23 protein-coding genes and 1 tRNA gene are annotated in these 24,161 nt (G+C 71.5%); 12 read left to right on the top strand and 12 right to left on the bottom strand.

Annotated features, from left to right (window positions below; all coding sequences use genetic code 11):
* Window positions 1-281: 281 nt before the first annotated feature.
* Window positions 282-1,721: an alpha/beta hydrolase family protein gene (locus H4F70_RS05945; protein WP_182359360.1), complete on the top strand. Its 1,440-nt coding sequence runs from the start codon at window positions 282-284 to the stop codon at window positions 1,719-1,721.
* Between the two features lie 78 nt (window positions 1,722-1,799).
* Here the strand turns inward: H4F70_RS05945 and purL are convergent, their stop codons facing one another.
* The gene (gene purL / locus H4F70_RS05940; RefSeq protein WP_182360215.1) at window positions 1,800-4,061 is read right to left on the bottom strand and encodes a phosphoribosylformylglycinamidine synthase subunit PurL; all 2,262 of its coding nucleotides are present in this window, start codon (window positions 4,059-4,061) and stop codon (window positions 1,800-1,802) included.
* A gap of 187 nt (window positions 4,062-4,248) precedes the next feature.
* A complete protein-coding gene (locus H4F70_RS05935; RefSeq protein WP_182359359.1) occupies window positions 4,249-5,670 on the bottom strand; it encodes a M18 family aminopeptidase in 1,422 nt (473 codons plus the stop codon).
* A 238-nt stretch (window positions 5,671-5,908) separates the two neighbouring features.
* Between H4F70_RS05935 and H4F70_RS05930 the strand changes: the two genes are divergently transcribed.
* Window positions 5,909-6,928, top strand: a complete 1,020-nt coding sequence (locus H4F70_RS05930) for a Dyp-type peroxidase (RefSeq protein ID WP_182360214.1) — start codon at window positions 5,909-5,911, stop codon at window positions 6,926-6,928.
* A 12-nt stretch (window positions 6,929-6,940) separates the two neighbouring features.
* The gene (locus H4F70_RS05925; RefSeq protein WP_182360213.1) at window positions 6,941-7,738 is read left to right on the top strand and encodes a family 1 encapsulin nanocompartment shell protein; all 798 of its coding nucleotides are present in this window, start codon (window positions 6,941-6,943) and stop codon (window positions 7,736-7,738) included.
* A 114-nt stretch (window positions 7,739-7,852) separates the two neighbouring features.
* On the opposite strand, the gene purQ is transcribed toward H4F70_RS05925, so the two are convergent.
* Together purQ and purS are read right to left on the bottom strand one after the other, a co-directional pair.
* A complete protein-coding gene (gene purQ / locus H4F70_RS05920) occupies window positions 7,853-8,533 on the bottom strand; it encodes a phosphoribosylformylglycinamidine synthase subunit PurQ (protein WP_182345989.1) in 681 nt (226 codons plus the stop codon).
* On the bottom strand, window positions 8,530-8,772 hold the full coding sequence (gene purS / locus H4F70_RS05915; RefSeq protein ID WP_182345990.1) for a phosphoribosylformylglycinamidine synthase subunit PurS: 243 nt from the start codon (window positions 8,770-8,772) through the stop codon (window positions 8,530-8,532). The genes purQ and purS overlap by 4 nt, the downstream gene beginning before the upstream one ends.
* 143 nt (window positions 8,773-8,915) lie before the next feature.
* Here purS and H4F70_RS05910 point away from each other — a divergent pair, with 143 nt between their 5' ends.
* A complete protein-coding gene (locus tag H4F70_RS05910) occupies window positions 8,916-9,584 on the top strand; it encodes an MBL fold metallo-hydrolase (protein ID WP_182359358.1) in 669 nt (222 codons plus the stop codon).
* A gap of 54 nt (window positions 9,585-9,638) precedes the next feature.
* Here the strand turns inward: H4F70_RS05910 and H4F70_RS05905 are convergent, their stop codons facing one another.
* Complete coding sequence (locus H4F70_RS05905; RefSeq protein WP_182359357.1) at window positions 9,639-10,136, bottom strand: glutathione peroxidase; 498 nt, start codon at window positions 10,134-10,136, stop codon at window positions 9,639-9,641.
* A gap of 134 nt (window positions 10,137-10,270) precedes the next feature.
* Here H4F70_RS05905 and H4F70_RS05900 point away from each other — a divergent pair, with 134 nt between their 5' ends.
* A complete protein-coding gene (locus tag H4F70_RS05900; protein WP_182359356.1) occupies window positions 10,271-10,687 on the top strand; it encodes a TOBE domain-containing protein in 417 nt (138 codons plus the stop codon).
* Entirely contained in the window at window positions 10,684-11,466 is a 783-nt protein-coding gene (gene modA, locus H4F70_RS05895) for a molybdate ABC transporter substrate-binding protein (protein WP_182359355.1), read from the top strand. The genes H4F70_RS05900 and modA overlap by 4 nt, the downstream gene beginning before the upstream one ends.
* Before the next feature lie 106 nt (window positions 11,467-11,572).
* Here the strand turns inward: modA and H4F70_RS05890 are convergent, their stop codons facing one another.
* The 6 genes from H4F70_RS05890 to purD all read right to left on the bottom strand — a co-directional run bounded on the left by H4F70_RS05890 (window position 11,573) and on the right by purD (window position 19,434).
* On the bottom strand, window positions 11,573-13,708 hold the full coding sequence (locus tag H4F70_RS05890; protein ID WP_182359354.1) for a S9 family peptidase: 2,136 nt from the start codon (window positions 13,706-13,708) through the stop codon (window positions 11,573-11,575).
* Window positions 13,705-14,595 carry a phosphoribosylaminoimidazolesuccinocarboxamide synthase gene (locus H4F70_RS05885; protein WP_182359353.1) on the bottom strand — a complete coding sequence of 297 codons (891 nt, stop codon included), beginning with the start codon at window positions 14,593-14,595 and terminating at the stop codon, window positions 13,705-13,707. Before H4F70_RS05885 ends, H4F70_RS05890 begins: the two co-directional genes overlap by 4 nt.
* A gap of 18 nt (window positions 14,596-14,613) precedes the next feature.
* Window positions 14,614-16,029: an adenylosuccinate lyase gene (gene purB / locus H4F70_RS05880; RefSeq protein WP_235681501.1), complete on the bottom strand. Its 1,416-nt coding sequence runs from the start codon at window positions 16,027-16,029 to the stop codon at window positions 14,614-14,616.
* A gap of 86 nt (window positions 16,030-16,115) precedes the next feature.
* Window positions 16,116-16,754, bottom strand: a complete 639-nt coding sequence (locus tag H4F70_RS05875; protein ID WP_182359351.1) for a TetR/AcrR family transcriptional regulator — start codon at window positions 16,752-16,754, stop codon at window positions 16,116-16,118.
* A gap of 109 nt (window positions 16,755-16,863) precedes the next feature.
* A complete protein-coding gene (locus tag H4F70_RS05870) occupies window positions 16,864-18,057 on the bottom strand; it encodes a pyridoxal phosphate-dependent aminotransferase (protein ID WP_182360212.1) in 1,194 nt (397 codons plus the stop codon).
* Between the two features lie 105 nt (window positions 18,058-18,162).
* Window positions 18,163-19,434 carry a phosphoribosylamine--glycine ligase gene (purD, locus tag H4F70_RS05865; RefSeq protein WP_182359350.1) on the bottom strand — a complete coding sequence of 424 codons (1,272 nt, stop codon included), beginning with the start codon at window positions 19,432-19,434 and terminating at the stop codon, window positions 18,163-18,165.
* Window positions 19,435-19,522: 88 nt separating this feature from the next.
* Between purD and H4F70_RS05860 the strand changes: the two genes are divergently transcribed.
* From H4F70_RS05860 to bfr, 4 genes are all read left to right on the top strand, one after another.
* Entirely contained in the window at window positions 19,523-19,951 is a 429-nt protein-coding gene (locus tag H4F70_RS05860; protein WP_182359349.1) for an HIT family protein, read from the top strand.
* 67 nt (window positions 19,952-20,018) lie between these two features.
* Window positions 20,019-20,738: a hypothetical protein gene (locus H4F70_RS05855; protein WP_182346001.1), complete on the top strand. Its 720-nt coding sequence runs from the start codon at window positions 20,019-20,021 to the stop codon at window positions 20,736-20,738.
* A gap of 192 nt (window positions 20,739-20,930) precedes the next feature.
* A complete protein-coding gene (locus H4F70_RS05850) occupies window positions 20,931-21,128 on the top strand; it encodes a (2Fe-2S)-binding protein (RefSeq protein ID WP_143906927.1) in 198 nt (65 codons plus the stop codon).
* 134 nt (window positions 21,129-21,262) lie between these two features.
* Window positions 21,263-21,733, top strand: coding sequence for a bacterioferritin (gene bfr, locus H4F70_RS05845; protein ID WP_182359348.1), 471 nt, complete (start codon window positions 21,263-21,265; stop codon window positions 21,731-21,733).
* A gap of 127 nt (window positions 21,734-21,860) precedes the next feature.
* Here the strand turns inward: bfr and H4F70_RS05840 are convergent.
* Window positions 21,861-21,933 (bottom strand) — tRNA-Thr (locus H4F70_RS05840).
* Between the two features lie 131 nt (window positions 21,934-22,064).
* Between H4F70_RS05840 and H4F70_RS05835 the strand changes: the two genes are divergently transcribed.
* On the top strand, window positions 22,065-22,451 hold the full coding sequence (locus H4F70_RS05835) for a nuclear transport factor 2-like protein (protein ID WP_182359347.1): 387 nt from the start codon (window positions 22,065-22,067) through the stop codon (window positions 22,449-22,451).
* A 136-nt stretch (window positions 22,452-22,587) separates the two neighbouring features.
* Window positions 22,588-24,066 (top strand): threonine/serine exporter family protein, encoded by a 1,479-nt coding sequence (locus H4F70_RS05830; RefSeq protein ID WP_372497565.1) that lies wholly within the window; start codon window positions 22,588-22,590, stop codon window positions 24,064-24,066.
* The last annotated feature ends 95 nt before the right edge of the window (window positions 24,067-24,161 follow it).

The raw sequence follows: 24,161 nt of genomic DNA, 5'->3' as shown, positions 1-24,161 counted from the left end.
GCGACAGGCGATACGGGACGGCGGAACCTTGGACACCGGAACCGCGGACACCCGGGTGCCTCCTTCCCGCTTCGTCGTTCCCCAGGACGGACACGCTCATGCTATTACCCGGGTGGTCTCCGCCGGACCTTACGTCGCGCCTGCCACCCCGCGGCGTCCGTCCGCGTCGACGCCGATTCCCGGCGAACCGGCCCGGACCATACGGGACTCTCTAGCATGAAATGGCACGCGGGCCGTTCCCGCCGATCCCGGCCCGAGCCTGCACAAGGAGGTCGGAAACCATGGACCCAGCCACCACACGGCGCGGATTCCTCGCCGGCGCCCTCGGCGCCGGCGCGGCAGTGGGTCTCGCCGCTTGCGGGTCGGATCCCGCGGGCGGTGCCGCGCCCGCCGACCCGATCGCACCGTCGACCACCGTTGCGCCGCCTCCCGCCGGGCCGCCCGGGGCCGGCGCCGCTCCGCTTCCTGCGCTCCGGCTCTTCACCGACGAGTCGATGAACTTCGACGCGCTTTTCGGCCTCGGCGAGTCGGCCTACGGGATCTCCGAGGCCGGCGAGGTCGTCACCGCGGTCGATCAGGCGAACGCCGCCGGCGCGGACTACCGCGGCTACGTCACCGCGTTCCGCGCGATGGGCGACCGCCTCGCCGGCGCCTCCGACACCGCGGCCGCGGCGGGCGATCACGTCACCGCTCGCGACACCGCGCTGCGCGCCGCCTCGTACTACACACGCGCCCTGTTCTTCGTGCTCGGCACCGCCGCTCCCGGCGACGAGCAGTCCCTCTACGCGGAGTACCGCAGGGGCTGGGACCGCGGCATCGACGGCGCCGGCCTGGCCCTCGGGGCACGCCCCGCCGCCGAGGTCGTGCAGATCCCGTACAGCGGCGGTGGTCTGCCCGGGTGGCTGTTCCGCCCCGACGACTCCGGGTCGGCCCGGCGCACCGTGATCATCAACAACGGCAGCGACGCGCAAGGCGTCGAGCTCATCGCCTACGGCGTGCGCGCGGCGCTGGACCGGGACTGGAACGCCCTCGTCTTCGAAGGTCCGGGGCAGGGCTCGATGCTGTTCGAGCGCGGCGTGCCCTTCCGCCCCGACTGGGAGGCGGTGATCACGCCGATCGTCGATCTTCTCGCCGCGCGGGACGACGTCGATGCGGACGCGATCGCGCTCACCGGATGGAGCATGGGCGGAGAGCTGGTGGCGCGCGCCGCCGCCTACGAGCACCGGATCGCCGCGCTCGTCGCCGATCCGCCCGCCGTGGACATGTGGCGGACCCTCCCCGAGCAGGTGCGGGCGATCGTCGACCCCGACGACCCTGTCCGGACCAACCTGACCTGGAACGAGCACATCGTCCCCGGGATGACGCCGGAGCAGCGGTTCACCGTGGCCAAGCGCATGGAGATCTACACCCCGGAGGCGCACGACGCGGCACTGGGCGGGCATCCCACCCGCGACTTCGCCGCCGTCGCGGCGCGGATGAAGCAGTTCACCGTCGCCGACGCCGCACAGCTGATCCGCTGCCCCACGCTGGTGCTCGACTACGAAGCCGAGAGCTTCTACCCCGGGCAGCCCGCGGAGTTCCTGTCGCTGCTCACCGTCGACGACGCGACTATGGTCACCCTCACCGCTGCCGACGGGGCGCAGTATCACTGCGCCCCGATGGCACCGGCCCGCCGCAACGAAATCGTCTTCGACTGGCTCGACGGCGTCGTCCCCGCCTGATCATCAGCCCGGTTGTCGACCCCGCCCGCCCCTCGTCTCGGCCCGGTCACGGCCGGGGACGATGCGCCGGGTGCGGTGTCAGCCGAACAGCCTCGGCAACGTCGCTTCGTGCTCCTCGCGCAGCTCGTCGAGGGTCACCTGGAAGTGGTCCTGCACCTCCACGGAGTCGGACCCCTGGTCGACGACGCCGATGCGCGCCCACGGCAGCCCGCGCGCGTCGCACATCGCGACGAAGCGGCTCTCCTCGGTGCGCGGCACGGCCACCAGCGCCCGGCCTGCCGACTCGGAGAACAGCGTCACGAACGGGTCGGCGCCCTCGGGGATGATGATGCGGCAGCCGGTCTCGCCGGCCAGGGCCGACTCCACGACAGCCTGGGCCAGCCCGCCCTCCGACAGGTCGTGCGCCGCGCTGAGCAGGCCGTCGCGGCTTCCGGCGACGAGGATTTCCGAAAGCAGACGCTCGCGTTCCAGGTCGACGCGCGGGGGCACACCGCCCAGGTGGTCGTGCTCCACCTGCGACCACGCGGAACCGTCGAACTCGTCGCGCGTCTCGCCGAGCAGGATGAGCGTCTCCCCCGGCTCCAGCCCCAGCCCTGTCGGCAGGCGACGGTGGACGTCGTCGAACACCCCCAGCACGCCGGCCACCGGCGTGGGCAGGATCGGCTCGTCGCCGGTCTGGTTGTAGAAGCTGACGTTGCCGCCGGTCACGGGGATGCCGAGCTGTGCGCAGCCGTCCGCCAGCCCGCGCACGGCCTGCTGGAACTGCCACATCACACCGGGGTCCTCGGGCGAACCGAAGTTGAGGCAGTTCGTCACCGCGGTGGGCACCGCGCCGCTGACGGACACGCTGCGGTAGGCCTCGGCCAGCGCCAGCTGTGCGCCGGCGTAGGGGTCGAGCGCGGTGTACCGGCCGGAGGCGTCGGTGGCCAGTGCGATACCGCGGCCGGTCTCCTCGTCGATACGGATCACGCCGGAGTCGGCATTCTCCGCCAAGACGGTGTTGCCGCGGACGTAGCGGTCGTACTGCTCGGTGATCCACTTGCGGCTGCACAGCTGCGGCGACGCGATCATCCGCAGCAGCGTGGCGCGCAGCTCCTCGGAGGACCGCGGACGCGCCAACGACGCCGTCGTGTCGCCGATCAGCGCGTCCTGGGAGTCCGGGCGCGCCACCGGCCTGTGATACACCGGCCCCTCGTCGGCGAGGCTCGACGGCGGTGCATCCACCACGGTGTGCCCGTGCCATTCGATGACGAGGTTGTCGCCGTCGGTGACCTCGCCGATGTCGGTGGCGAGCACGTCCCACTTGGCGCAGACGGCCATGAACGCGTCGACGTTCTCCGGCGCGACCACCGCGCACATGCGCTCCTGCGACTCGCTGGAGAGCACCTCCGCCGGCGTCATGCCCTCGGCGCGCAGCGGCACCCGCTCGAGCCGGACGCGCATGCCGCCGTCACCGGCCGCGGCGAGCTCCGAGGTGGCGCAGGCCAGCCCCGCGCCGCCGAGATCCTGGATCCCCACGACGAGCTCGGCCGCGTAGAGCTCCAGGCAGCACTCGATGAGGACCTTCTCCGTGAACGGATCGCCGACCTGCACGGCGGGGAGCTTGCGGCGGCCCTGCGACTCGTCGAACGTCTCCGACGCCAGCACCGAGACCCCGCCGATGCCGTCGAGGCCCGTGCGTGCGCCGAACAGGATGATCCGGTTGCCGGTGCCCGACGCGTGCGCCAGGTGCAGGTCCTCCTTGCGCATCACGCCCGCGCACAGCGCGTTGACCAGGGGGTTGCCCTGATAGGAGGCGTCGAAGACGGTCTCGCCGCCGATGTTGGGCAGCCCCAGGCAGTTGCCGTAGCCGCCGACCCCGGCGACGACGCCGTCGACCACACGCCGCGTGTCGGCGTGCCCGACGTCGCCGAAGCGCAACTGATCCATGACGGCGATCGGCCTGGCGCCCATCGCCATGATGTCGCGCACGATGCCGCCCACGCCGGTGGCCGCGCCCTGGTACGGCTCCACGTACGACGGATGGTTGTGGCTCTCGACCTTGAAGGTGACCGCCCAACCGTCGCCGATGTCGACGACGCCCGCGTTCTCGCCGATGCCGGCGAGCATCTGCGCGCGCATCGCGTCCGTGGTGGTCTCGCCGAAGTACTTCAGGTGCACCTTGGACGACTTGTAGGAGCAGTGTTCGCTCCACATCACCGAGTACATGGCCAGCTCGGCGTCCGTGGGGCGGCGGCCCAGGATCTCGCGGACGCGCGCGTACTCGTCGTCCTTCAAACCCAGCTCGCGGAAGGGCTGCTCGAGGTCCGGGGTTGCGGCGGCGTGCGAGACCGTGTCCACGGCCTGCTCCGCGGCGACGGGCGGCTGTGCTGACACGGGTGACTGTGCTGACACGGGTGGAGGGGTCCTTTCGGTGCAGCGGAATGCCCACGGCGATGGCGTGGCCAGTCTATCCGTGCGGGTTCCTCCCCCGCTGGCAGGTGGCCCCGGCGACCGGCCGAGCGCGGGGCCCCGGCCACGGAGGCGCTCAGCCGGCCAGGAACGCCGCCAGCGCCGCCGCGTACGCCGCGACGTCCGAGGCGGCCATCAGCTCCCGCGCGGAATGCATGGCCAGCTGCGGCGCCCCGACGTCCACGGTGGTGATGCCGGTGCGCGAGGCGGTGATGGGGCCGATGGTCGACCCGCACGGCAGGTCCGCGCGGTGCACGTACCGCTGCAGCGGCACCCCGGCCCGATCGCAGGCCAGGGCGAACTCCGCGGCGCCGGTGGCATCGGAGGCGTAGCGGAGGTTCTGATTGACCTTGAGGACGGGGCCGCCGCCGGCGCGAATGCGGTGCCGGGGCTCGTGGCGTTCCGGATAATTGGGGTGCGTGGCGTGCGCCATGTCGCCCGAGACGCACACCGATCCGGCGATCGCGCGCAGGTAGTCGTCGCGCCCGCCGCCGCGCGCCAGCACGATCCGTTCGAGCACCGTGCCGAGCAGGTCGGAGAAGGCGCCGCGCGCGGACATGCTCCCCACTTCTTCGTGGTCGAACAGCACCACCACCGGATCCGCCGCGCCCGGGTCCGCCACACCATCGGAGTCTGCGCCGTCGCCCACGGACACCTTCGGCCCCACCGTGTCCAGCAGCGCGCTCAGACCGGCGTAGCAGGTGGCGAGGTTGTCCAGCCGTGGCGCGCTGACCAGCTCGCCGTCCGCCCCGGTGACAGCACTGGGGGCCAGATCGTGCGTCATGAGTTCCCACCCCAGCACCGACTCCGCCGGGACGCCCGCGCGCGCCGCGAGCCGGCCAAGAAACCCGCCCGCGGCCCCGTCCTCCCACGCGCCCAGCCCGTACACGGCGTCGACGTGGCGCTGCGGGTCGAGTTGCACGCCCTTGCGGTCCTCGGACAGGTGGATGGCGAGCTGCGGCACGCGCAGCACCGGCTCGTCCACGCGCACCAGCCGGTGCTCCACCCCGCCCCCGGAGGGCGCCGCCACCGCCAGGCGGCCGGACACACCCAGGTCGCGGTCCAGCCAGGAATTGAGCCAGGCGCCGCCGTACGGTTCGAGGCCCACCATGCGCCAGCCCGCCGAGTCGATCTCCGGGTGCTGCTTGACGCGCAGGTTGGGGCTGTCCGTGTGAGCGCCGATGATGCGGAACGGCCGCGCAGGGAACGGCGCCGGGACGTTCGTGTCCGCGCTGCGGGCGCGGGACTGCCAGGCGATGAGGGAGCCGCCGCGCACGAGGAAGTACCGCCCGGGCTCCGCCGGCCACCCGTCGGCCTCGTCGAGCTCGCGGAAACCGGCGGTCCGCAGGCGCGCCGCCGTCGTAGCGCACGCGTGGAACGGGGACGGCGACGAGTCGATGAACCCGCACAGGCCCGTCGCGTCGGCGGAGGTGTCGGGGGTGCCGGATCCATCAGGGCTGCCGGATCCCTCGGGAACGGGCGTGTCAGCGGTGACCATGACGCCATCATGGCAGGCGCTGACGACAACGGTCCCTGCGCCGACCGGGTGCCGCACGAGAGCCGTTCCATTACGGTGGTAGACGCATGTTCGAGTAGCGCGCGAAAGCACCCGGCCGGGTGCCGAATCGGCCCACCGCCGGCCGATGCGGGGACCGCCGCCTCCCGCGCGGGGGCCGACCACGGACAGGAGACCATCGATGCCCGACGGGCCCGAGAATCGTTCCGGCGGAGCGAGCCTGCCGCCTGCGAAACCCCAGTCGGTCGCGACGCCGCTGACCTCCGCCGCGATCTTCCTCACGCTCACCATCGACGCCGGCGGCGAGGACGCCGTGCGGGCCCTGCTGCCCGACGTCGCCGGTCTGCGCAGGGCGGTCGCGTTCCGCAGACCCGATGCGTCGCCGGAAGTCGTCATCGGCATCGGCGCCGAGGCCTGGCCCCGGCTGTTCGCCGCGGATCCGCCGCCGGAGCTGCACCCGTTCGTCGAGCTCGACGGCGGTCGGCACCGTGCCCCCTCCACTCCGGGGGACCTGCTCTTCCACATCCAGGCGGAGTCGCCCGGCGCCTGCTTCGCCTTGGCCGACCAGATCATGGGCGCGCTGCGCGGCGCCGTCAGCGCCGTCGACGAGGTGCACGGGTTCCAGTATTTCGACCGCCGCAACCTGCTCGGCTTCGTCGACGGCACGGAGAACCCGGAGGGCGCGGAGGCGGCAGACGCCGCCTATATCGACGCCGGCGACCCGTTCGCCGCCGGGAGCTACGTCATCGTGCAGCGGTACCACCACGACATGGACGCCTGGAACGCCGTCTCCGTCGAGGAGCAGCAACGTGTCGTGGGCCGCACCAAGCTCGACGACATCGAGCTCGGTGACGACCAGCCGGTCAACTCCCACGTGGCGCTCACCGACATCGCCGACGACGACGGCAACGACCTGGCCATCTACCGCGCCAACATGCCCTTCGGCACCCCCACCGCGGACCTGCACGGCACCTACTTCATCGGGTATGCCAAGCGCGCGGACACGCTCGAGCGCATGCTGCGCAACATGTTTCTGGGGGACCCGCCCGGCAACTACGACAGGCTCCTCGACTTCTCCACGCCCCAGACCGGCAACCTGTACTTCGCCCCGTCCCAGTCCTTCCTCGGCGATCTCCCCCCGGCGCCGGTCGCGGGGGGCGCCGGGGCGGAGGAGACCGACGACGCCACCACCCCCTCCCCCGACACCGACGATTCCCTCGGAATCGGCAGCCTCAAGTAGGAGTGACGCATGATGAGCAATCTGCACCGTGAACTCGCACCGATCACCGACGGCGCGTGGGCCGAGATCGAGGAGGAGGCCCGGCGCACCTTCAAGCGGAACATCGCCGGACGCCGCGTCGTCGACGTCGTCGGCCCCGCCGGCCTCGACCTGGCCGCCGTGGGCACAGGCCACACCGAGGCGATCGACGCGCCGGGCGGCGGCGTCCAGGCCCGGCTTCGCACCTCCCGGCCCGTCGTCGAGCTGCGGGTGCCGTTCACGGTGACGCGCACCGCCGTCGACGACGTCGAGCGCGGTGCGCAGGATTCCGATTGGGATCCGGTGAAGGAGGCCGCCAAGACCATCGCCCTGCACGAAGACCGCGCCGTCTTCGAAGGGTATGCGGCCGCGCGTATCACCGGCATCAAGCAGGCCACCTCCCACGAGCCGATGGCGCTCCCGGGCGACCCGCTGCAGGCGCCCACCGCACTCGCCCAGGCGCTGAGCATTCTGCGCCTCGACGGCGTGGACGGCCCATACTCGATCCTCATGGACGCGGAGTCCTTCACCGCCGTCTCGGAGACCACCGACCACGGATACCCCATCAAGGAGCACCTCAAGCGGCTCATCGACGGCGAGATCGTGTGGGCGCCGGGGCTGGAGGGCGCCGTGGTGCTCACCACCCGCGGCGGCGACTTCGCGCTGCACATCGGCCAGGACCTGTCCATCGGATACACCGCGCACGACGCCGAGAACATCGAGCTGTACCTGACCGAGTCGTTCACCTTCGCCGTGTACTCCGACGAGGCCGCCGTGACTCTGGGCGCATAGCCCGGGCGCTCACGCGCGCGCAGACCGATCCGAGTGCCACGTACACCATCCGAGCACCGGATCCCGGCCATCTGGCGGGAACCGGTGCTCGGACTGGAAAGTGCGCCCGACCGGTCAGGCGCCCGCCAGCACCCCGTCGAGCACCGACAGGAACATGCCCAGGCCGTCGTCGCTGGGGCCGGTGAGCGCCTCGGTAGCGTGCTCCGGGTGCGGCATCAAACCCACCACCCGGCCGTTCTCGGAGGCCACGCCGGCGATGGCGTTCTGCGATCCATTGGGGTTGTCGCCCACGTAGCGGAACACCACGCGGCCCTCGCCTTCGAGCCGCTCGAGCACGTCGGCCGGGGCCTGGTAGCGGCCCTCGCCCGACTTGAGCGGGATGAGGATCTCCGCGCCGGCGTCGTACCGCGCCGTCCACGCGGTGGCGTCCGACTCCACGCGCAGCCACTGGTCGCGGCAGAGGAACAGGAGGTCCTCATTGCGGGTGAGGGCACCCGGCAGCAGGCCGGCCTCGCACAGCACCTGGAAACCGTTGCAGATGCCGAGGACCGGCATGCCCTTGCCGGCAGCCTCGACCACCTCGCCCATCACCGGAGAGAAGCGGGCGATGGCGCCGCAGCGCAGATAATCACCATAGGAGAAGCCGCCGGGGACGACCACCGCGTCGACGCCCTTGAGGTCTGCGTCGCCGTGCCACAGTTTCACCGCCTCCGCGCCGGATGCCCGCACCGCGCGGGCCGCGTCGACGTCGTCGAGGGTGCCGGGGAAGGTGATGACGCCGATACGCGCGCTCATGACTGCTGCACCCGGGTGACGTTCCAGTCCTCGATGACCGTGTTGGCCAGCAGATCCTCGGCGATCTTGGCCAGGTCCGCATCCGAGACGGAGCCGTCGACCTCGAGCTCGAAACGCTTGCCCTGCCGCACGCCCGACACCCCGGCGTACCCGAGCCGGCCGAGCGCCCCGGCGATGGCCTGCCCCTGCGGGTCCAGGATCTCTTCCTTGGGCATGACGTCCACCACTACACGGGCCACGCGTCGCTCCTCGAAGTCGATACGAAAGGCCGGATCCGGCGCCGGATCCGGTACGGATTGCGGGAACCCCGGCTGAGGCGCCCGGCCGGCACCCGCCGGCCACCCGGCAGTCTACCGGTCCGGTTCCGTCGCATACTGGTGCCATGCGACTGACTCACTACGGCCACTCGTGCGTGCTCGTGGAACTCGGGGACGCACGCATCCTCATCGACCCCGGCAACCTGTCGGCGGGCTTCGAACAGCTCACCGGCCTCGACGCGATCCTCGTGACCCATCAGCACCCGGACCACGGCGACGTCGCGCGCCTGCCCGCCCTGCTTGCGGCCAACCCGCAGGCCGCGGCGTACTGCGACCCGCAGAGCGCCCAGCTGTGGGCGGGCGAGGCATGGGGTGCACGGTTCACCGCCGCGCGCACCGGCGACGCGTTCCACATCGCCGACGTGCGCGTGGACGTGGCCGGCGGCACCCACGCGACGATCCACCCGGACATCCCGCTGGTGGACAACGCGTGCTTCCTGTTCTCCACGCCGCAGCAGGCGCACGCGTTCCTGCACCCCGGCGACGCGTTGTTCGTCCCGGACCAGCCGGTCGACGTCCTCGCGCTGCCCGCCACCGCGCCGTGGTCCAAGTTGCAAGAGACCGTCGACTACTTCCGCGCCGTCGCGCCGCGCGTCGCGATCCCGATCCACACCGCCATCGTCTCCGAACCCGGGCTGGGCATCTACCTGGGCCAGCTGCAGAACCTCGGCCCCTCCGGCACCCGGTTCCTCACGCCGCCGCGCGAGGAGGCCGTGGAGATCCCCCTCCCCTGACCGGCCCGCTCAGCCCAGCGCCGCTCAGCCCAGCACCGCTCAGCCCAGCGCCGCTCAGCCCAGCGCCGCCTCTACGGCCTCGACGACGGCCGGATCGTCCGGCGTCGTCGTCGGCCGGAAGCGCCGCAGCACCGTGCCGTCGGCGGCGATGAGGAACTTCTCGAAGTTCCACTGCACATCGCCGGCCTCGCCCGCATCGTCGGCCTTCTCCGTGAGCACGCCGTAGACGGGGTGCCGGCCCTCGCCGTTCACCTCGATCTTCTCCATCAGCGGGAACGTGACCCCGTAGGTGGCGGAGCAGAACTCGGCGATCTCCTCGGCGGTGCCGGGTTCCTGCCCCATGAACTGGTTGCAGGGGAAGCCCACCACCGTGAGGCCGCGCGCGGCGTAGTCCTCCGCAAGCTTCTCCAGCGCGGTGTACTGCGGCGTGAGCCCGCACTTGGACGCCACGTTCACCGCCAGCACCGGGCCGGATCCGGCCGTCTGCGCGATCGTCGTCGGCTCGCCGGCCAGGGTGTTGATGGACAGGTTCATCAGGTCGTCTGCGCTCATGCCCTCACGCTACCCACCGCCGAGCCCGCCCCGGGAGGGTCTCTCCCCGGGGACGGAGTTCCAGACCTGACGCAATCTTGAGACCATTCGCGAATCCTGTCGCATCTGCGGTGAAAATACGCTTGAATAGTCGCATGTCCGAGTATCGTGTTCGCCACGCCGCCGACCTCCTCGGCGTCAGCACCGACACAGTGCGCCGCCTCATCGACACCGGCGCACTGCCTGCCGCAAGCCGTTCCGGTGGAGTGACGATGATCGACGGCGCGGCCCTGGCACGCCACGCCCGCGCCCACGCCGCCGCCGCGAACGACCCCTCGTCCGTGGGCCGTTCCGCACGCAACCGCTTGGTGGGGCTCGTGACCGAAGTCAAGACGGACGGCGTGATGGCCCAGGTGGAGATCCAGGCCGGCCCGCACTCGGTCGTCTCGCTCATCAGCGCCGATTCCGCACGCGAACTGGGGCTTGCCCCCGGCGTGCTCGCTGTCGCCGTGGTCAAGTCCACCAACGTCATCGTCGAGACGCCGACCGTACTCGAGGACGGTCCGCGATGACGGCGGCCCCACCGCGGCGCACGCGGCCGACCATCCTCCGTACGTGCGGTATCGCTGCGGTCGCGTTCCTGACCATCGTCACCGCGTCCGCATGCGGGACCGGCACGTCCGACACGCTCACCGTCTACGCAGCAGCCTCACTCAAAGACACCTTCACCCGGATCGGTGGCGTCTACGAGCAGCACTACCCCGAGCGCAACGTGGAGTTCTCCTTCGGCGGCTCCAATACCCTCGAGCAGCAGATCGCGAGCGGCGCCGACGCGGACGTGTTCGCCTCGGCCAACGAAGCGGTCATGCAGGACGCCGCCGCGGCAGGGCTCACCGACGGGGCACCCGCGACGTTCACCTCCAACGTGCTCACCATCGTCACCCCGCCCGGCAACCCCGCCGGCATCGCCACATTCGCCGACCTGGCCCGGCCCGGAGTCTCGGTGGTGGTGTGCGCACCTCAGGTACCCTGCGGTGATGCCGCCGCCCGCATCGAGGACGGCGCGGGCGTGCAGCTGAGCCCGGTCAGCGAGGAGAACAGCGTCACCGACGTGCTCGGCAAGGTCATCGCGGGCCAGGCCGACGCCGGGCTCGTCTATGTCACCGACGCGCAGTCCGCCGTGGACCGGGTCGAGACCGTCGACTTCCCGGAGGCCGACCACGCGGTGAACCACTACCCCATCGCGGTGCTCGACGGCGCCGGCGACCGGGCGGAGGCGGCGCGCGACTTCATCGGACTCGTCACCGGCGAGCAGGGGCAGCGGATCCTGCACGAGGCGGGTTTCCGCTGATCGCGCACGCCGCCCCGCCCGATCCGAGCGCCGGTTCCCGCCTGAGTCGCGGGATCCGGCGCGCGGCGTGCTCAGACGGTGCTCGGACTGCCGGAGCGGACGCGGCCTACGCCTCCCCCGCGGCGGCCAGCACCCACGCGAACTCGAACGCCGCCTGCCGCCACTTGTCGTAGCGGCCGCTGACACCGCCGTGGCCCGCGGCCATCTCCGTCTTGAGCAGGATCGTCTCCGAGACCTCCGGGGCGACGACGGCGCGCAGGCGGGCCACCCACTTGGCCGGCTCCACGTACAGCACCCGCGTGTCGTTGATGCTGGTGACCGCGAGGATCGCCGGATACCGCCGGGCCTCGACGTTCTCGTACGGCGAGTACGACTTCATGTACCGGTAGACCTCGGGGTCGTGCAGCGGATCGCCCCATTCGTCCCATTCGATGACGGTGAGCGGCAGCGACGGGTCGAGGATGGACGTCAGCGGGTCCACGAACGGGACCACCGCGAGGATCCCCGCGAACAGCTCCGGCGCCATGTTCGCCACCGCGCCCATCAGCATGCCGCCCGCGCTGCCGCCCTCCGCCACCAGCTGCGCGGGCGTGGTGCACCCGGTGTCCACCAGGTGTTGTGCGCAGGCGATGAAGTCGGTGAACGTGTTCCGCTTGGCCAACTGCTTGCCGTCGTCGTACCAGCGCCGACCCATTTCGCCGCCGCCGCGGACGTGCGCCACGGCGTAGACCATGCCCCGGTCGAGCAGCGAAAGCCGCGCGATGGAGAACTCCGGGTCCACGCTGATCTCATAAGAGCCGTAGCCGTACAGCAGGGTCGGTGCGGGCTCCTCCACCCCGCCGGGCCCAGGCACCCGGCGGATGACGGAAACAGGGATGCGGGTGCCGTCCGGGGCGGTCGCCCACTCCCGCCTCTGCTCGTAGTCCGCGGGATCGAACGCGCGCCCGGACGGGTCCGGCAGCACCGGCTGCTGTTTGCGCAGATGCAACGTGCCCGTGGCGAACTCGTAGTCGTACACCCGCGCCGGGGTGATGAACGAGGTCTGGCCGACGCGCAGCAGCGGCGACTCCCACTCGGACGTGGCCCCGAGGCCCGCGGAGTACAGCTCCTCGCCGAAGACGATCTCCCGCAGGCCGCCGAACCCGGTTTCGGTCACCGCCATCACCCCGATGCGCGGGAGGGCGCCGCTGCGGTACCCCACCGCCACATGCCCGGCGAAGGCGTCGACCTGTTCCAGGCGCACGTCCTCGCGGTGCGCGAGCACCTCGGTCATCCGCGCGGGCTCGTCCACCGGTGCCCAGGCGAGCGTGAAGTTCTGCGCGCCTTCGGCGTTGTGGAGGATGAGCAGGCGGTCCTCGCCGCCCACCACGGCGTGGTCGATCTCGTACTCGACGCCTTCCCTGCGCGGCAGGATCACCCGGAACTCGCCGGCGGGATCGTCCGCATCCAGGATCCACGACTCGGAGGTGATCTTGGATCCCAACTCGATCACCAAGTACCGGCGACTGCGCGTGATCCCGATGCCGAGCCAGTAGCGTTCGTCCGGTTCGGTGAACACCCGCACGTCCTCGTCGCGCCCCGTGCCGACGCGGTGTCGCCAGACGGTGTCGGGGCGCCACGCCTCATCGACGGTCGGATAGAACACGTAGCCGCCGTCCGGCGAGAACACCGCACCGGGGAAGGTGCCGGGGATCTCGTCGCCGAGCAGATCCCCGGAACGCAGGTCCTTGATCCGCAGCGTGTACCGCTCATCGCCCGCAGTGTCGACGGCGAACGCCAGCAGCGATCCGTCGTCGGAGACGGCGAATCTGCCGAGCGCGAAGAACTCGTGCCCCTCGGCCTCGGCGTTGCCGTCGAGCAGCACCTGTTCGCCGGGCACGGCGACACCGGGCGCGAGCTCCGGCGGCGTCCAATCACCCGCGACCGCGGGCGCCCGGCAGTGCAGTGCGTACTGCCGGCCCTCCACGGTGCGGCCGTAGTACCACCAGTCCCCGTCGCGCACCGGCACCGAGAGGTCGGTTTCCTGCACACGGGAACGGATCTCGTCGAACACCGCGTCGCGTAGCGGTGTCAGCGCGGCGGTCCGCGCGTCGGTATGGCCGTTCTCCGCTTCGAGGTGCGCGCGCACCTCCGGCGCGTCCTTGTCCCGCAACCATTCGTAGTCGTCGACGAACACGTCCCCGTGGTGGGTGCGCCGGCGCGGACGACGCGGGGCGACGGGCGGACGCTGCGGGGCCGTCACTCCCCGCCCGGCCAGTCGTCGAACGAGCGACCGCTGAGCCGCTCGTAGGCCTCCACATAGCGCTGTCGGGTGGCGTCGACGACGCGCTGCGGCAGCGGCGGGGGCGGCGAGTCCGATGCGCGGTCCCACCCGGACTCCTCCGAGGTGAGCCAGTCGCGCACGAACTGCTTGTCGAAACTGGGCTGCACGTTGCCCTCGGCGTAGCCGTCCACCGGCCAGAACCGGGAAGAGTCCGCGGTGAGCACCTCGTCGGCCAGCACCACATTGCCGCCCGGGTCCATGCCGAACTCGAATTTGGTGTCCGCCAGCAGAATTCCGCGATCGAAAGCGAGCATCGAGGCGCGCGAGTAGATGTCGATGGTGTCGTCGCGCAGCTTGACGGCGAGGTCGGTGCCGATCGTGTCCACCACCTGGGCGAAGGTGATGTTCTCGTCGTGCTCGCCCACCGCGGCCTTGCGGGCCGGGGTGAAGACGGGCTCCGGCAGCCGGCTCGCCTCCACCAGTCCATCCGGCAGCGCGACGCCGCACACCGCGCCCGTCTCCCGGTAGTCGGCCAGCCCGGAGCCGGTGAGGAATCCGCGCGCCACGCACTCGACGGGGATCATCTCGAGCTTGTGCACCACCAGCGCACGGCCCAGGACCTCCTCGGGGATCCGCTCGTCCTCGGCGTCCCCGGCGAGGTGGTTCGGCACCGAGATCTGGTCGAAGAAGTAGACGCTCATCGCGGTGAGCACCTTGCCCTTGTCGGGGATGGGGGTGCTCAGGACGTGGTCGTACGCCGAGATCCGGTCCGAGGCGACCATGAGCAGGGTCTTCTCGTCGATCTCGTAGAGCTCCCGGACCTTGCCGGTGCTCAAGTGCTTGTAGTCAGACAGTGTAGGACGCACGGTAGTACATCCTATCCGCTAGAGGATGGACCCCGGAGTATAGGCGGCCGCCGCCGGGTCGGAATCGACCAGTTCCTGCACCCGGGCGACCACCGCGGCGGTCTGGGCGCCGGCCGCACCGATGAAGGCGGCCTTGTCCGCCAGCGCCGCCTCGAGCCCGTCCCGGTCCAGCGGCAGGCGCGGGTCCGCCGCGAGCCGAGCGAGCAGATCGGGTTCGATCCCCTCCTCGCGCATCGCCAGGGCCACGGCCACCGCGTGCTCCTTGATGACCTCGTGGGCGGTCTCGCGCCCCACGCCGGCCCGCACCGCCGCCATGAGGATCTTCGTCGTGGCGAGGAACGGCAGGTACCGGTCGAGCTCCTTGGCGATCACCGCGGGGTAGGCGCCGAACTCGCCGAGCACCGTCAGGAACGTCTCGAACAGCCCGTCGATGGCGAAGAACGCGTCCGGCAGCGCCACCCTCCGCACGACCGAGCAGAACACGTCGCCTTCGTTCCACTGCGCGCCCGCGAGCTCCGCCGCCATCGACGCGTAGCCGCGCAGCACCACCTGCAGGCCGTTGACGCGCTCGCACGAGCGGGTGTTCATCTTGTGCGGCATCGCCGATGAACCGACCTGGCCGGGCTGGAACCCTTCGGTGACCAGCTCGTTTCCGGCCATCAGCCGGATCGTGTGCGCCAGCGACGACGGCCCCGCCGCAACCTGGACGAGCGCGGAGAGCGCGTCGTGGTCGAGGGACCGCGGATACACCTGGCCCACGCTGGTGAACACGTGAGGGAAGCCGAGATGCCCGGCCACCCCCTGTTCGAGTCGCGCCAGCTTGTCCTCGTCCCCGCCGAGCAGGTCCAGCATGTCCTGGGCGGTGCCCATGGGCCCCTTGATTCCGCGCAGCGGGTAGCGGTCGATCAGCTCGCGCAGGCGGGTCAGCGCGAGCAGCAGCTCGTCGGCCGCCGAGGCGAACCGCTTGCCCAGCGTGGTCGCCTGCGCCGCCACGTTGTGGCTGCGGCCGGCCATCACCAGCGCCGAATACTGCGCCGCCCGCTCGCCCAGGCGCGCGGCCACCGCGATGCCCCGCCGGTAGACGTGCTCGAGCGAGTCGCGCACCTGGAGCTGCTCGACGTTCTCGGTGAGGTCGCGACTGGTCATGCCCTTGTGGATGTGCTCGTGCCCCGCGAGCGCGTTGAACTCCTCGATGCGGGCCTTGACGTCGTGGCGGGTCACGCGTTCCCGCGCGGCGATCGATGCCAGGTCCACCTGCCCGACGACCCGCTCGTAGTCGTCGAACGCCTGCGCGGGCACCTCGATGCCCAGCTCGGCCTGCGCGCGCAACACCGCCAGCCACAGCCTGCGCTCGGCGATGATCTTGCTCTCCGCCGTCCACAGCCGTACCAGCTCGCCGCTCGCGTACCGCTGCGCGAGGACGTCGGCGATCACCGGGGCGGCAGCGGGGGCTGCGGCGGAGGGGGCTGGGGTGGAAGGGGAAGGGGGCACTGCGTGCGTCGAATCGGCCACGCCGCCCATTATGCGGGATCGGCGGAGGCTCCCCGCATCTCCCCGTCCGCGAGCGGCGGGGCGAAGACGTCGAGCACGGGCAGCAACGCGTCGCGGGTGGTCGCGCGCAGGTCGGTCGCGGTGTCGAGCAGCCCGGCCAGGATCGTGCCGTTGATGATCGCGGTGATGCCCGCCATGCCGACGGGGTCCGCGCGGCGGCGGCACTTGCGCAGCACCTCGGCGAGCATCCACCCGTACGGACGCGCCAGTCCGCGTTGCAGCTCGCGCAGGTCGGCCACGCGCGCCGATCCGGTGAGGCGCTCGTAGCGCGCGATGAGCATGTCGCGCTCCACCTGTCCGCCCGGGGCGGCGTAGAGGTCGGCCAGCAGCTCCGCCGTGGCGCGCCCACCCCTGCGCCGCACCGTGACGTGGTCGACGAGCTCCTGCATGCGTTCGTGCTCGTGCAGCGAGCAGTGCTCGATGGCGCTGGCCACCAGGTCGTCGATCGATTTGAAGTAGTACGTGGTGGCGGACAGCGGCACGCCGGCCCGCTCGGCCACCGCCCGGTGCCGGATTGCGCTGATCCCGCCCTCGCGCAGCAGTTCCACCGCGGCGTCGACGAGGCATCGGCGCCGCAGCTCACCCTTGCTCGTGGATGCGGTCGGCATGGCGCAATCGTGTCATAATCGGCGGCCGTCCACGCCCCGCTCCGGCCAAGCCGGCGCCCGCACCCGCCGCGCTCGACGACGGCCTCCGGGCACGCGTCCGTCGACGCCCTCAGCCGCGGCCGGGCAGGTGGCGGCCCATCCTGTGGAGCGCCTCCGCGATCTCATCCTCGGCGCCGGCGAAGCTCATGCGCACGGTGCGGCCTCCACGCCGCGTGTCGAAGTCCACACCCGGCGTGACCGCCACGCCCGTATCGCGCAGCAGATCGGTGCACCACCGCAACGCATCGTCGGTGAGGTGCCCGATGTCCGCGTAGACGTAGAAGGCGCCGTCCGCCGGCGCCAGATCGTCGATGCCGATCGCCGGCAGGCCCTCCAGCATCAGCGTCCTGTTGCGGGCGTACCGACGCACGTGGGCGTCGAGCTCCGTGCGCGACTCGGGTGAGAACGCGGCGACGCCCGCGACCTGGGAAAGTGCCGGCGGGCAGATGTTCATGTTGCCGGTGAGCCTGTCGACCGCGCGCCGCAGACCCCGTGGTACGAGCATCCAGCCCAGGCGCCACCCCGTCATGGAGAAGTACTTGGACACCGACCCCATGACGACGGCCTCCCGCGAGGTCTCCCAGGCGCTGCTGGTCGCGGGCGGTGCGGGCGCAGCCGCACCGCCCGGGTCCGCACCGCCCTGCCCTGCACCGTCCGCCGAGCTGGAGGAGAATTCGATGCCGTGGTAGATCTCGTCGGAAATGAGCAGGGTGCCGTGCTCCTCGCACCAACGCGCCAGCGCGGCCAGGCCGTCGGGGTCGATCACGGTGCCCGTGGGGTTGGCGGGGCTCGCGACGATGAGCCCCGCCGGCGCGGCCCCCGTCCGGTGCGTGTGCTCCTCGAGCATCTCCACCGTGGGCTGGAAGCGGGTGTCCGCCCCGCAGTCGATCTCCGCCACGCGGCACCCCAGCGCGGCGAGCGTGTTGCGATAGGCGGGGTAGCCGGGCCGCGCCATCACCACCGTGTCGCCGACGTCGAACGCAGCCAGGAAGATCAGTGTGAATCCGCCCGAGGACCCGGTGGTGACGATGACGTCGTCAGCGTCCACCGCCACGCCGGAACGCTCATGGTGGTACCGGGCGATGGCCTCGCGCAGTTCGGGGATGCCGAGCGCCTCGGTGTATCCGAGGAGATGCGAGCCGAGCGCCTGCCGCGCCGCCGCGAGCACCGGAGTGGGCGCGGGGGTGGAAGGTTGTCCCGCGGCCAGGCTCACGAGGTCTCCATGCGTGCGGGACCGTTCCCCCGCCGCCTTGAGCACGTCCATGACGTGGAAGGGTTCGATGCCTGATCGCCGCGATTGTGTGACCACGACACGACACTAGCGTGCGCCGCAGTGCCACCCGGCCGGGCCGCCCCGCCCGCCGGCAGGTCAGATGCTGATCCGCCCCTGCTCCGCGGCGAGGCCGATGTCGGTGCGGTGGTGCGCCCCCGGGAGGCTGATCCGCGCCAGGCGGTCGTAGGCCGCCGCCCGCGCCCCCGCCAGGTCGTCGCCGGTGCCGGTGACGTTGAGGACGCGGCCGCCCGCCGAGACCAGTCGGCCGTCCTCGTTCCGCGCGGTGCCCGCGTGCAGCACCGCCGTCCCGTCCTGGCCCTCGGTGAGGCCGGAACCGGTGATGGCGTCGCCGGTGCGCGGGGTGCCCGGATAATTCTGCGCGGCGAGCACCACCGTCACCGCGGCGCCCGCGCGCCATTCCAGCGGCGGAAGGGTGCCCAGCGTGCCGTCGGCCGCCGCCGCGAGCACCCCGCCCAGCGGGGTCCGCAGCAGCGGAAGGATCGCCTGCGTCTCCGGGTCGCCGAAGCGGCAGTTGAACTCGACCACCGCGGGCCCCTCGGAGTCGATGGCGAGCCCCGCATACAGCAGCCCGGTGTACGGGCAGCCGCGGTCGGCCATCTCCGCGGCCACGGGGACCACGACCTCGTCGACGATCCGGTCGGTCATCTCCTGCGGCAACCAAGGCAGCGGCGCGTAGGCGCCCATGCCGCCGGTGTTGGGGCCGGCGTCGCCGTCGCCCGCGCGCTTGTGGTCCTGCGCCGGCAGGAGCGGCACCACCGTGCGGCCGTGCACCAGGCAGAACAGCGAGACCTCGGGCCCCGACAGGAAAGACTCCAGCAGCACCGGATGCCCGCTGTCGAGCACCGCTGCGGCGTGCGCGCGGGCGTGTTCGCGGTCGGCGGTGACGACGACGCCCTTGCCGGCGGCCAGGCCGTCGTCCTTGACCACCCAGGTGGGTCCGAAGCGGTCGAGAGCGGCGTCCAGGTCGCCCGGGTTGTCCACGGATTCGGCGCGCGCGGTGCGCACCCCGGCCGCGGCCATGACCTCCTTGGCGAACGCCTTGGACCCCTCGATCCGGGCGGCGGCGGCCGACGGCCCGAAGCAGGCGACCCCCGCGTCCCGCACGGCGTCCGCGACGCCGAGCACCAGCGGCACCTCGGGGCCGATGACGACAAGGTCGGCGGCGGTGTCCTTCGCCAGTGCGACGATGGCGTCGCCCGATGCCGCGTCCACCGGCACCACCTGCGCCCGGGCGGCGATGCCGGCGTTGCCGGGCGCGCAGACCACGGCCTCGACGGCGGGGTCGTCGGCGAGCGACGACACGAGGGCATGTTCACGGGCTCCGGAGCCGATCACGAGTACGCGCACCCGCACAGAATACGTGGGGCGGAACCGGCCCTCGCACCGGCGGCGGGCGCGGTGGCGGGAGGGGCCGCAGTCGGCGATGCTCGTACCCATGGCAACCGTATTCAGCAAGATCATCGCAGGCGAGATCCCCGGCCGATTCGTGTGGTCGGACGACAGCGTGGTCGCGTTTCTCACCATCGCCCCGGTCGCGCCGGGCCATACGCTCGTCGTGCCGCGCGTCGAGGTCGACAACTGGCAGGACGTCGACCCGGCGCTGTTCGCCCACTGCTCCGCCGTGGCCCAGCACATCGGCAAGGCGGTGTGCAGCGCCTTCGACGCCCCCCGCGCGGGGATGCTCATCGCCGGATTCGAGGTGCCGCACCTGCACCTGCACGTGTTCCCCGCGGCCGACATGTCGGGATTCGATCTGTCCCTGGCCGACGCGCAGACCCCGCCCGAGCAGATGGACGATGCCGCCGAGCGGATCCGGGCGGAGCTTCGCGCCCAGGGGCACGGCGCGCACGTCGCGGACGCCTGACCCGCCCGGTCGCGGCCCCGCGCGCCGCCGGGGCGTGGGACGCATCCGACTCGGTTAATGTTTTCGCATGGGATTCGTGGACCTGATCACTCTTCCGGCGAAGGTCGCCGTGGCGGCGACGCAGGCGACCCTCGGCATGGGTCAGCTCGTCGCGCCCGACGGACCGCTGCGCCGCCCCGGCGGCTACGCCGACCAGTTCTCGGCCGTGGTGGGGCCCGGCGGGCTGGCCGAGCAGATCAACAAGCTGCTCACGGATCCGAACGGCCCCATCGCCTTGCTGCAGCGCCTGGCGGAGGTCACGGCGAACGACCGCCCGCTGGGCCAGGCGATGGCGCCGGGCGGCGCGCTCGACCGGGTCCTGTCCGAGGAAGGGCCGGTGCAGCGGCTCGCCCGGCCCGGCAGCCCCGTCGACCGCTTCCTGCGTGAGGGCGGCGGGCTGGACCATCTCGTGGCCGCGGACGGCCCCATCGACCGCCTGCTCTCCGACGGCGGCGCGCTCGACCGCATCACCGCGGAGGGCGGCGTGCTCGACCGCATCCTCGGTGCGGACGGGTTGGCCGAACGCCTGCTGGCGGAGGAGGGCTTCGTGGAGAAGCTCACCGCCGAAGGCGGCACCCTGGACCAGCTCGTGGAGCTGGGCGACACCATCGACCGGTTGCACGACGCCGTCATCACGCTCAACGCCGCCGTCGAGCCGCTGACCGAACTCGTCAACAGGATTCCGGGCGGGCGCCGTCGGCGGTCCGGGCGCGACGTCTACACCGAGATCGAGCACGACCCCCACTGACAGGTCGGAGTTGACCGACGTGCGGCCCCTGCGCGTCGGCCACCTCCCGATGGGCGGTATTGAGACGCGCATCACACGGCGATCGGGCGCATACTTGTTAAAGTATGGGCAGGCTAACCTGAGCCTGCCAGTTCAGCCCCGGCCGCCGACCCCGCGTCGGCAGCCGTCACCCGCCGACCGTGGAGGATCCCGATGTATGTGTGCATGTGCCACGCCTTCACGGACGAAGACATCCGAGCACAGATCGCGTGCGGCCACACCTCCGTCAACAAGATCGGCCGCAGCTGTGGCGCCGGCCGCGACTGTGGTGCCTGCGTGAAGAAGATTCAGGCGATTCTCCGGTCCAAACCCGCCGAGGGTGGAACGATCGAACTGAAGATCGCGGGCTGACTGGCCGGCCCCGCGCAATGGCGCCTCCGCGCCCCGAACTCTTGTACTGTTCCCAGTACTGGACTCGGTGTCGCGGGCGGCCTTGCGTCGCTGTCGGCGACACGTGTCATCCCACCCCCACCGAGGAGGACACGATGCAGGGCGACAAGCAGGTCATCGACTTTCTGAACGAGCAGCTCACCGCGGAGCTCACCGCCATCAACCAGTACTTCCTGCACTCCAAGATGCAGGAGGACCGGGGCTGGGCGCGCCTGGCCTCGCACACCCGGGCCGAGTCGATCGATGAGATGAAGCACGCGGAGATCCTCACCGACCGGATCCTGTTCCTCGACGGCCTGCCCAACTACCAGCGGCTGGGCGTCATCGCCATCGGCCAGACGGTGACCGAGATGTTCGAGGCGGACAAGCAGGTCGAGGTGGCCGCGGTGGACCGTCTCCAGCGCGGCATCGAGTACATGCGCTCGGTCGGCGACGTCACCTCCGCACGGCTCTTCGAGGCGATCCTCGAGGACGAGGAGGAGCACATCGACTACCTCGACCGGCAGCTCGACCTCATCAACCAGCTCGGCGAGCCGCTCTACCTCTCCACGCACGTCGAGTCCTGACAGCCCCCGCCCCGGAGGGGCACGCGGCCTCGCCGCGGCGGAGTGCAGGAAGCTCCGGGCCGCGCGACACCGTCCGAGTACAACGAAACGCCAGGTCACTGAAGGCAGTGGCCTGGCGTTTCGATTGAGCTGGAGACGAGACTTGAACTCGCAACCGCCCGATTACAAGTCGGGTGCGCTACCAATTGCGCCACTCCAGCACCGGCCCGGTCCGCCGGGCCGCATCACATCGTAGCCGCCGGGCCGTCGGGCGTGGAATCGCCGTCGGAAGTCTGCGGATCGCCGCCGGGAAGCAGTGTGCGGAGCCCCCGGACCCACTACGGTTGACCGTATGAGCACAACCGCCTATGCCACCGCGCTCGCCTGGCAGGAAGCCCTCACATCCGGGGACATCGACACCCTTCTCGAGCTTTCCAGCGACGGGATCGAGATCGCCGGCGACCACGGCGGCGGACAGGGCCTCGCCGTGCTCAACGCGTGGGCGTCCGAAACCCACACGACCATGGCCCCGCAGCGCGTGTACGAGCGCGGTGACCTGGTGGTGACCGAGAGCGTCGCCAGCGGCTCGGCGACGCCGGGCGAGGCCCCCGACTCCCGTAACGTCGCCGTGGTCTTCCAGATCACCGGCGACCAGGTCGGATCGGTGTTCGTACACCCCGACCTCGACAGCGCTTTCGCCGCGACAGGACTCGGGGACGGGGACTTTGTCGAAGACTGACAAGGCCGAAGCCGCCGGCCCCGCCGGCGTCCGCCCCACGGATCCGCCCGATCCGGCGACCGCGGACGCCGGTGCCGCCGCGCCCGCTGAAACTCCTGCCGCCGCGCCTCCGGAGCCGAAGCCCCCGCGGCGGACACTGGCGCAGCGCCTGACCGGACGCGGGGACCTGCGACGCCCACGCAAGGTGCGTCGCGCCACCGTCGACACGACGACGCCACCGCCGTCGCCGCTGCAGCCGATCGACCTCACCGACGACACCGCCGTCACCGAGGTGCTCCGCCTGGCGATCTGGGTGGGCGAGGTCCTCATGGCGTCGGGCACCGGCGCCATCGACACGCAGGTCCAGGTCCGTCAGGTCGCCGCGGCGTACGGCCTGTCGGAATGCGACGTGGACGTCACCTTCAACTCCATCGCGATCAGCGCCCGCCGTGGGTCGACGCTGCCGCCGGCCGGGTCGATCCGGATCGTCGAGCACCGCTCCCACGACTTCAGCAGGCTCGCCGCGATCGACAGGCTGGTGCGGCGCATCCGCGTCGGCGCGGTCAGCCCCGTCGAGGCCCGCAACGAGCTCGAGTCGATCACCAACTCGCCGCATCCGTATCCCCGCTGGGTGTCGACGGTGGCGTGGGCCGGGATGGCCGGCGCGATCGCGGTGCTGCTGGGCGCGGGCGTGATCGTCGCATCGGTGGCGCTGCTGTGCACCATGGTGATCTACCAGACCAACCTGGTGCTCAACAGGGTCGGACTGCCGTATTTCTTCCAGCAGATCGTCGGCGGATTCATCGCGACGATCCCGGCTGCGGGACTCTACACAGCGCGCGAAGCGCTCGGTCTCGACCTGCGCCCGTCCCTGGTCATCGCCTCGGGCATCGTGGTGCTGCTGTCCGGCCTCTCCGTGGTCGGGTCGGTCCAGGACGCCATCACGGGTGCACCGATCACCGCGTCGGCCCGGTTCTTCGAGGTCCTCATGATGACGGCCGGCATCATCGTCGGCGTGGCGATCGGCCTGCGCGTCGCCGACGCGGTGGGGCTGACCCTCCCGCCGATCAGCGCAGCGCAGTACACCGGGGACCTCACGCGCATCCCGGTCCAGGTGATCGCCGGCGCCTTCGCCGCAGGGTTCTTCGCCCTGGCCTGTTATGCGGAGGCGCGCGCGGTCAGCGTGGCCGCGGCCTCCGGCGCCGTCGGCAGCCTCGTCTACACGGTGCTCCAGTACTGGGCGGCGGGCCCCATCATCGCCGCGGGCACCGCCGCCACCGTGGTGGGCGTTGCCGGCGGCCTGCTCGCCCGCCGCGCGCTGACCCCGCCGATCATCGTCGGAATAGCGGGCATCACGCCGCTGCTCCCCGGCCTGTCCGTGTACCGCAGCCTGTATTCGTTCCTGTCCAACGAGCCGCTCTCCGGTTTCAGCGCACTCGCCACCGTGTTCGGCATCGGCAGTTCCCTCGCCGCCGGGGTGGTGCTCGGCGAATGGGCTGCTCGCACGATCCGCCGGCCGCGCATCGTGCGGGCCGCGGCATTGCCGAAACCGATCGTCCGCCGCATCAGCCGCGACAACGGGCATGGCCGAGAACACACGGAATCGAAGTGGCGGAACAGGCGAATCGTCTCCTAGAGTCGTAATGATCCGCAGCCGGTCTGCGCCCGTGTGACGCCGCGAGTGCGCGGCCCCGGCCTGCAGACGTACGTTCTCCGTAGACCCCGGTGCCA

It is taken from the genome of Tomitella gaofuii (assembly GCF_014126825.1).
In the GTDB taxonomy this organism is placed as follows: Bacteria; Actinomycetota; Actinomycetes; order Mycobacteriales; family Mycobacteriaceae; genus Tomitella; species Tomitella gaofuii.
This window is presented reverse-complemented; position numbering and strand designations above follow the sequence as displayed.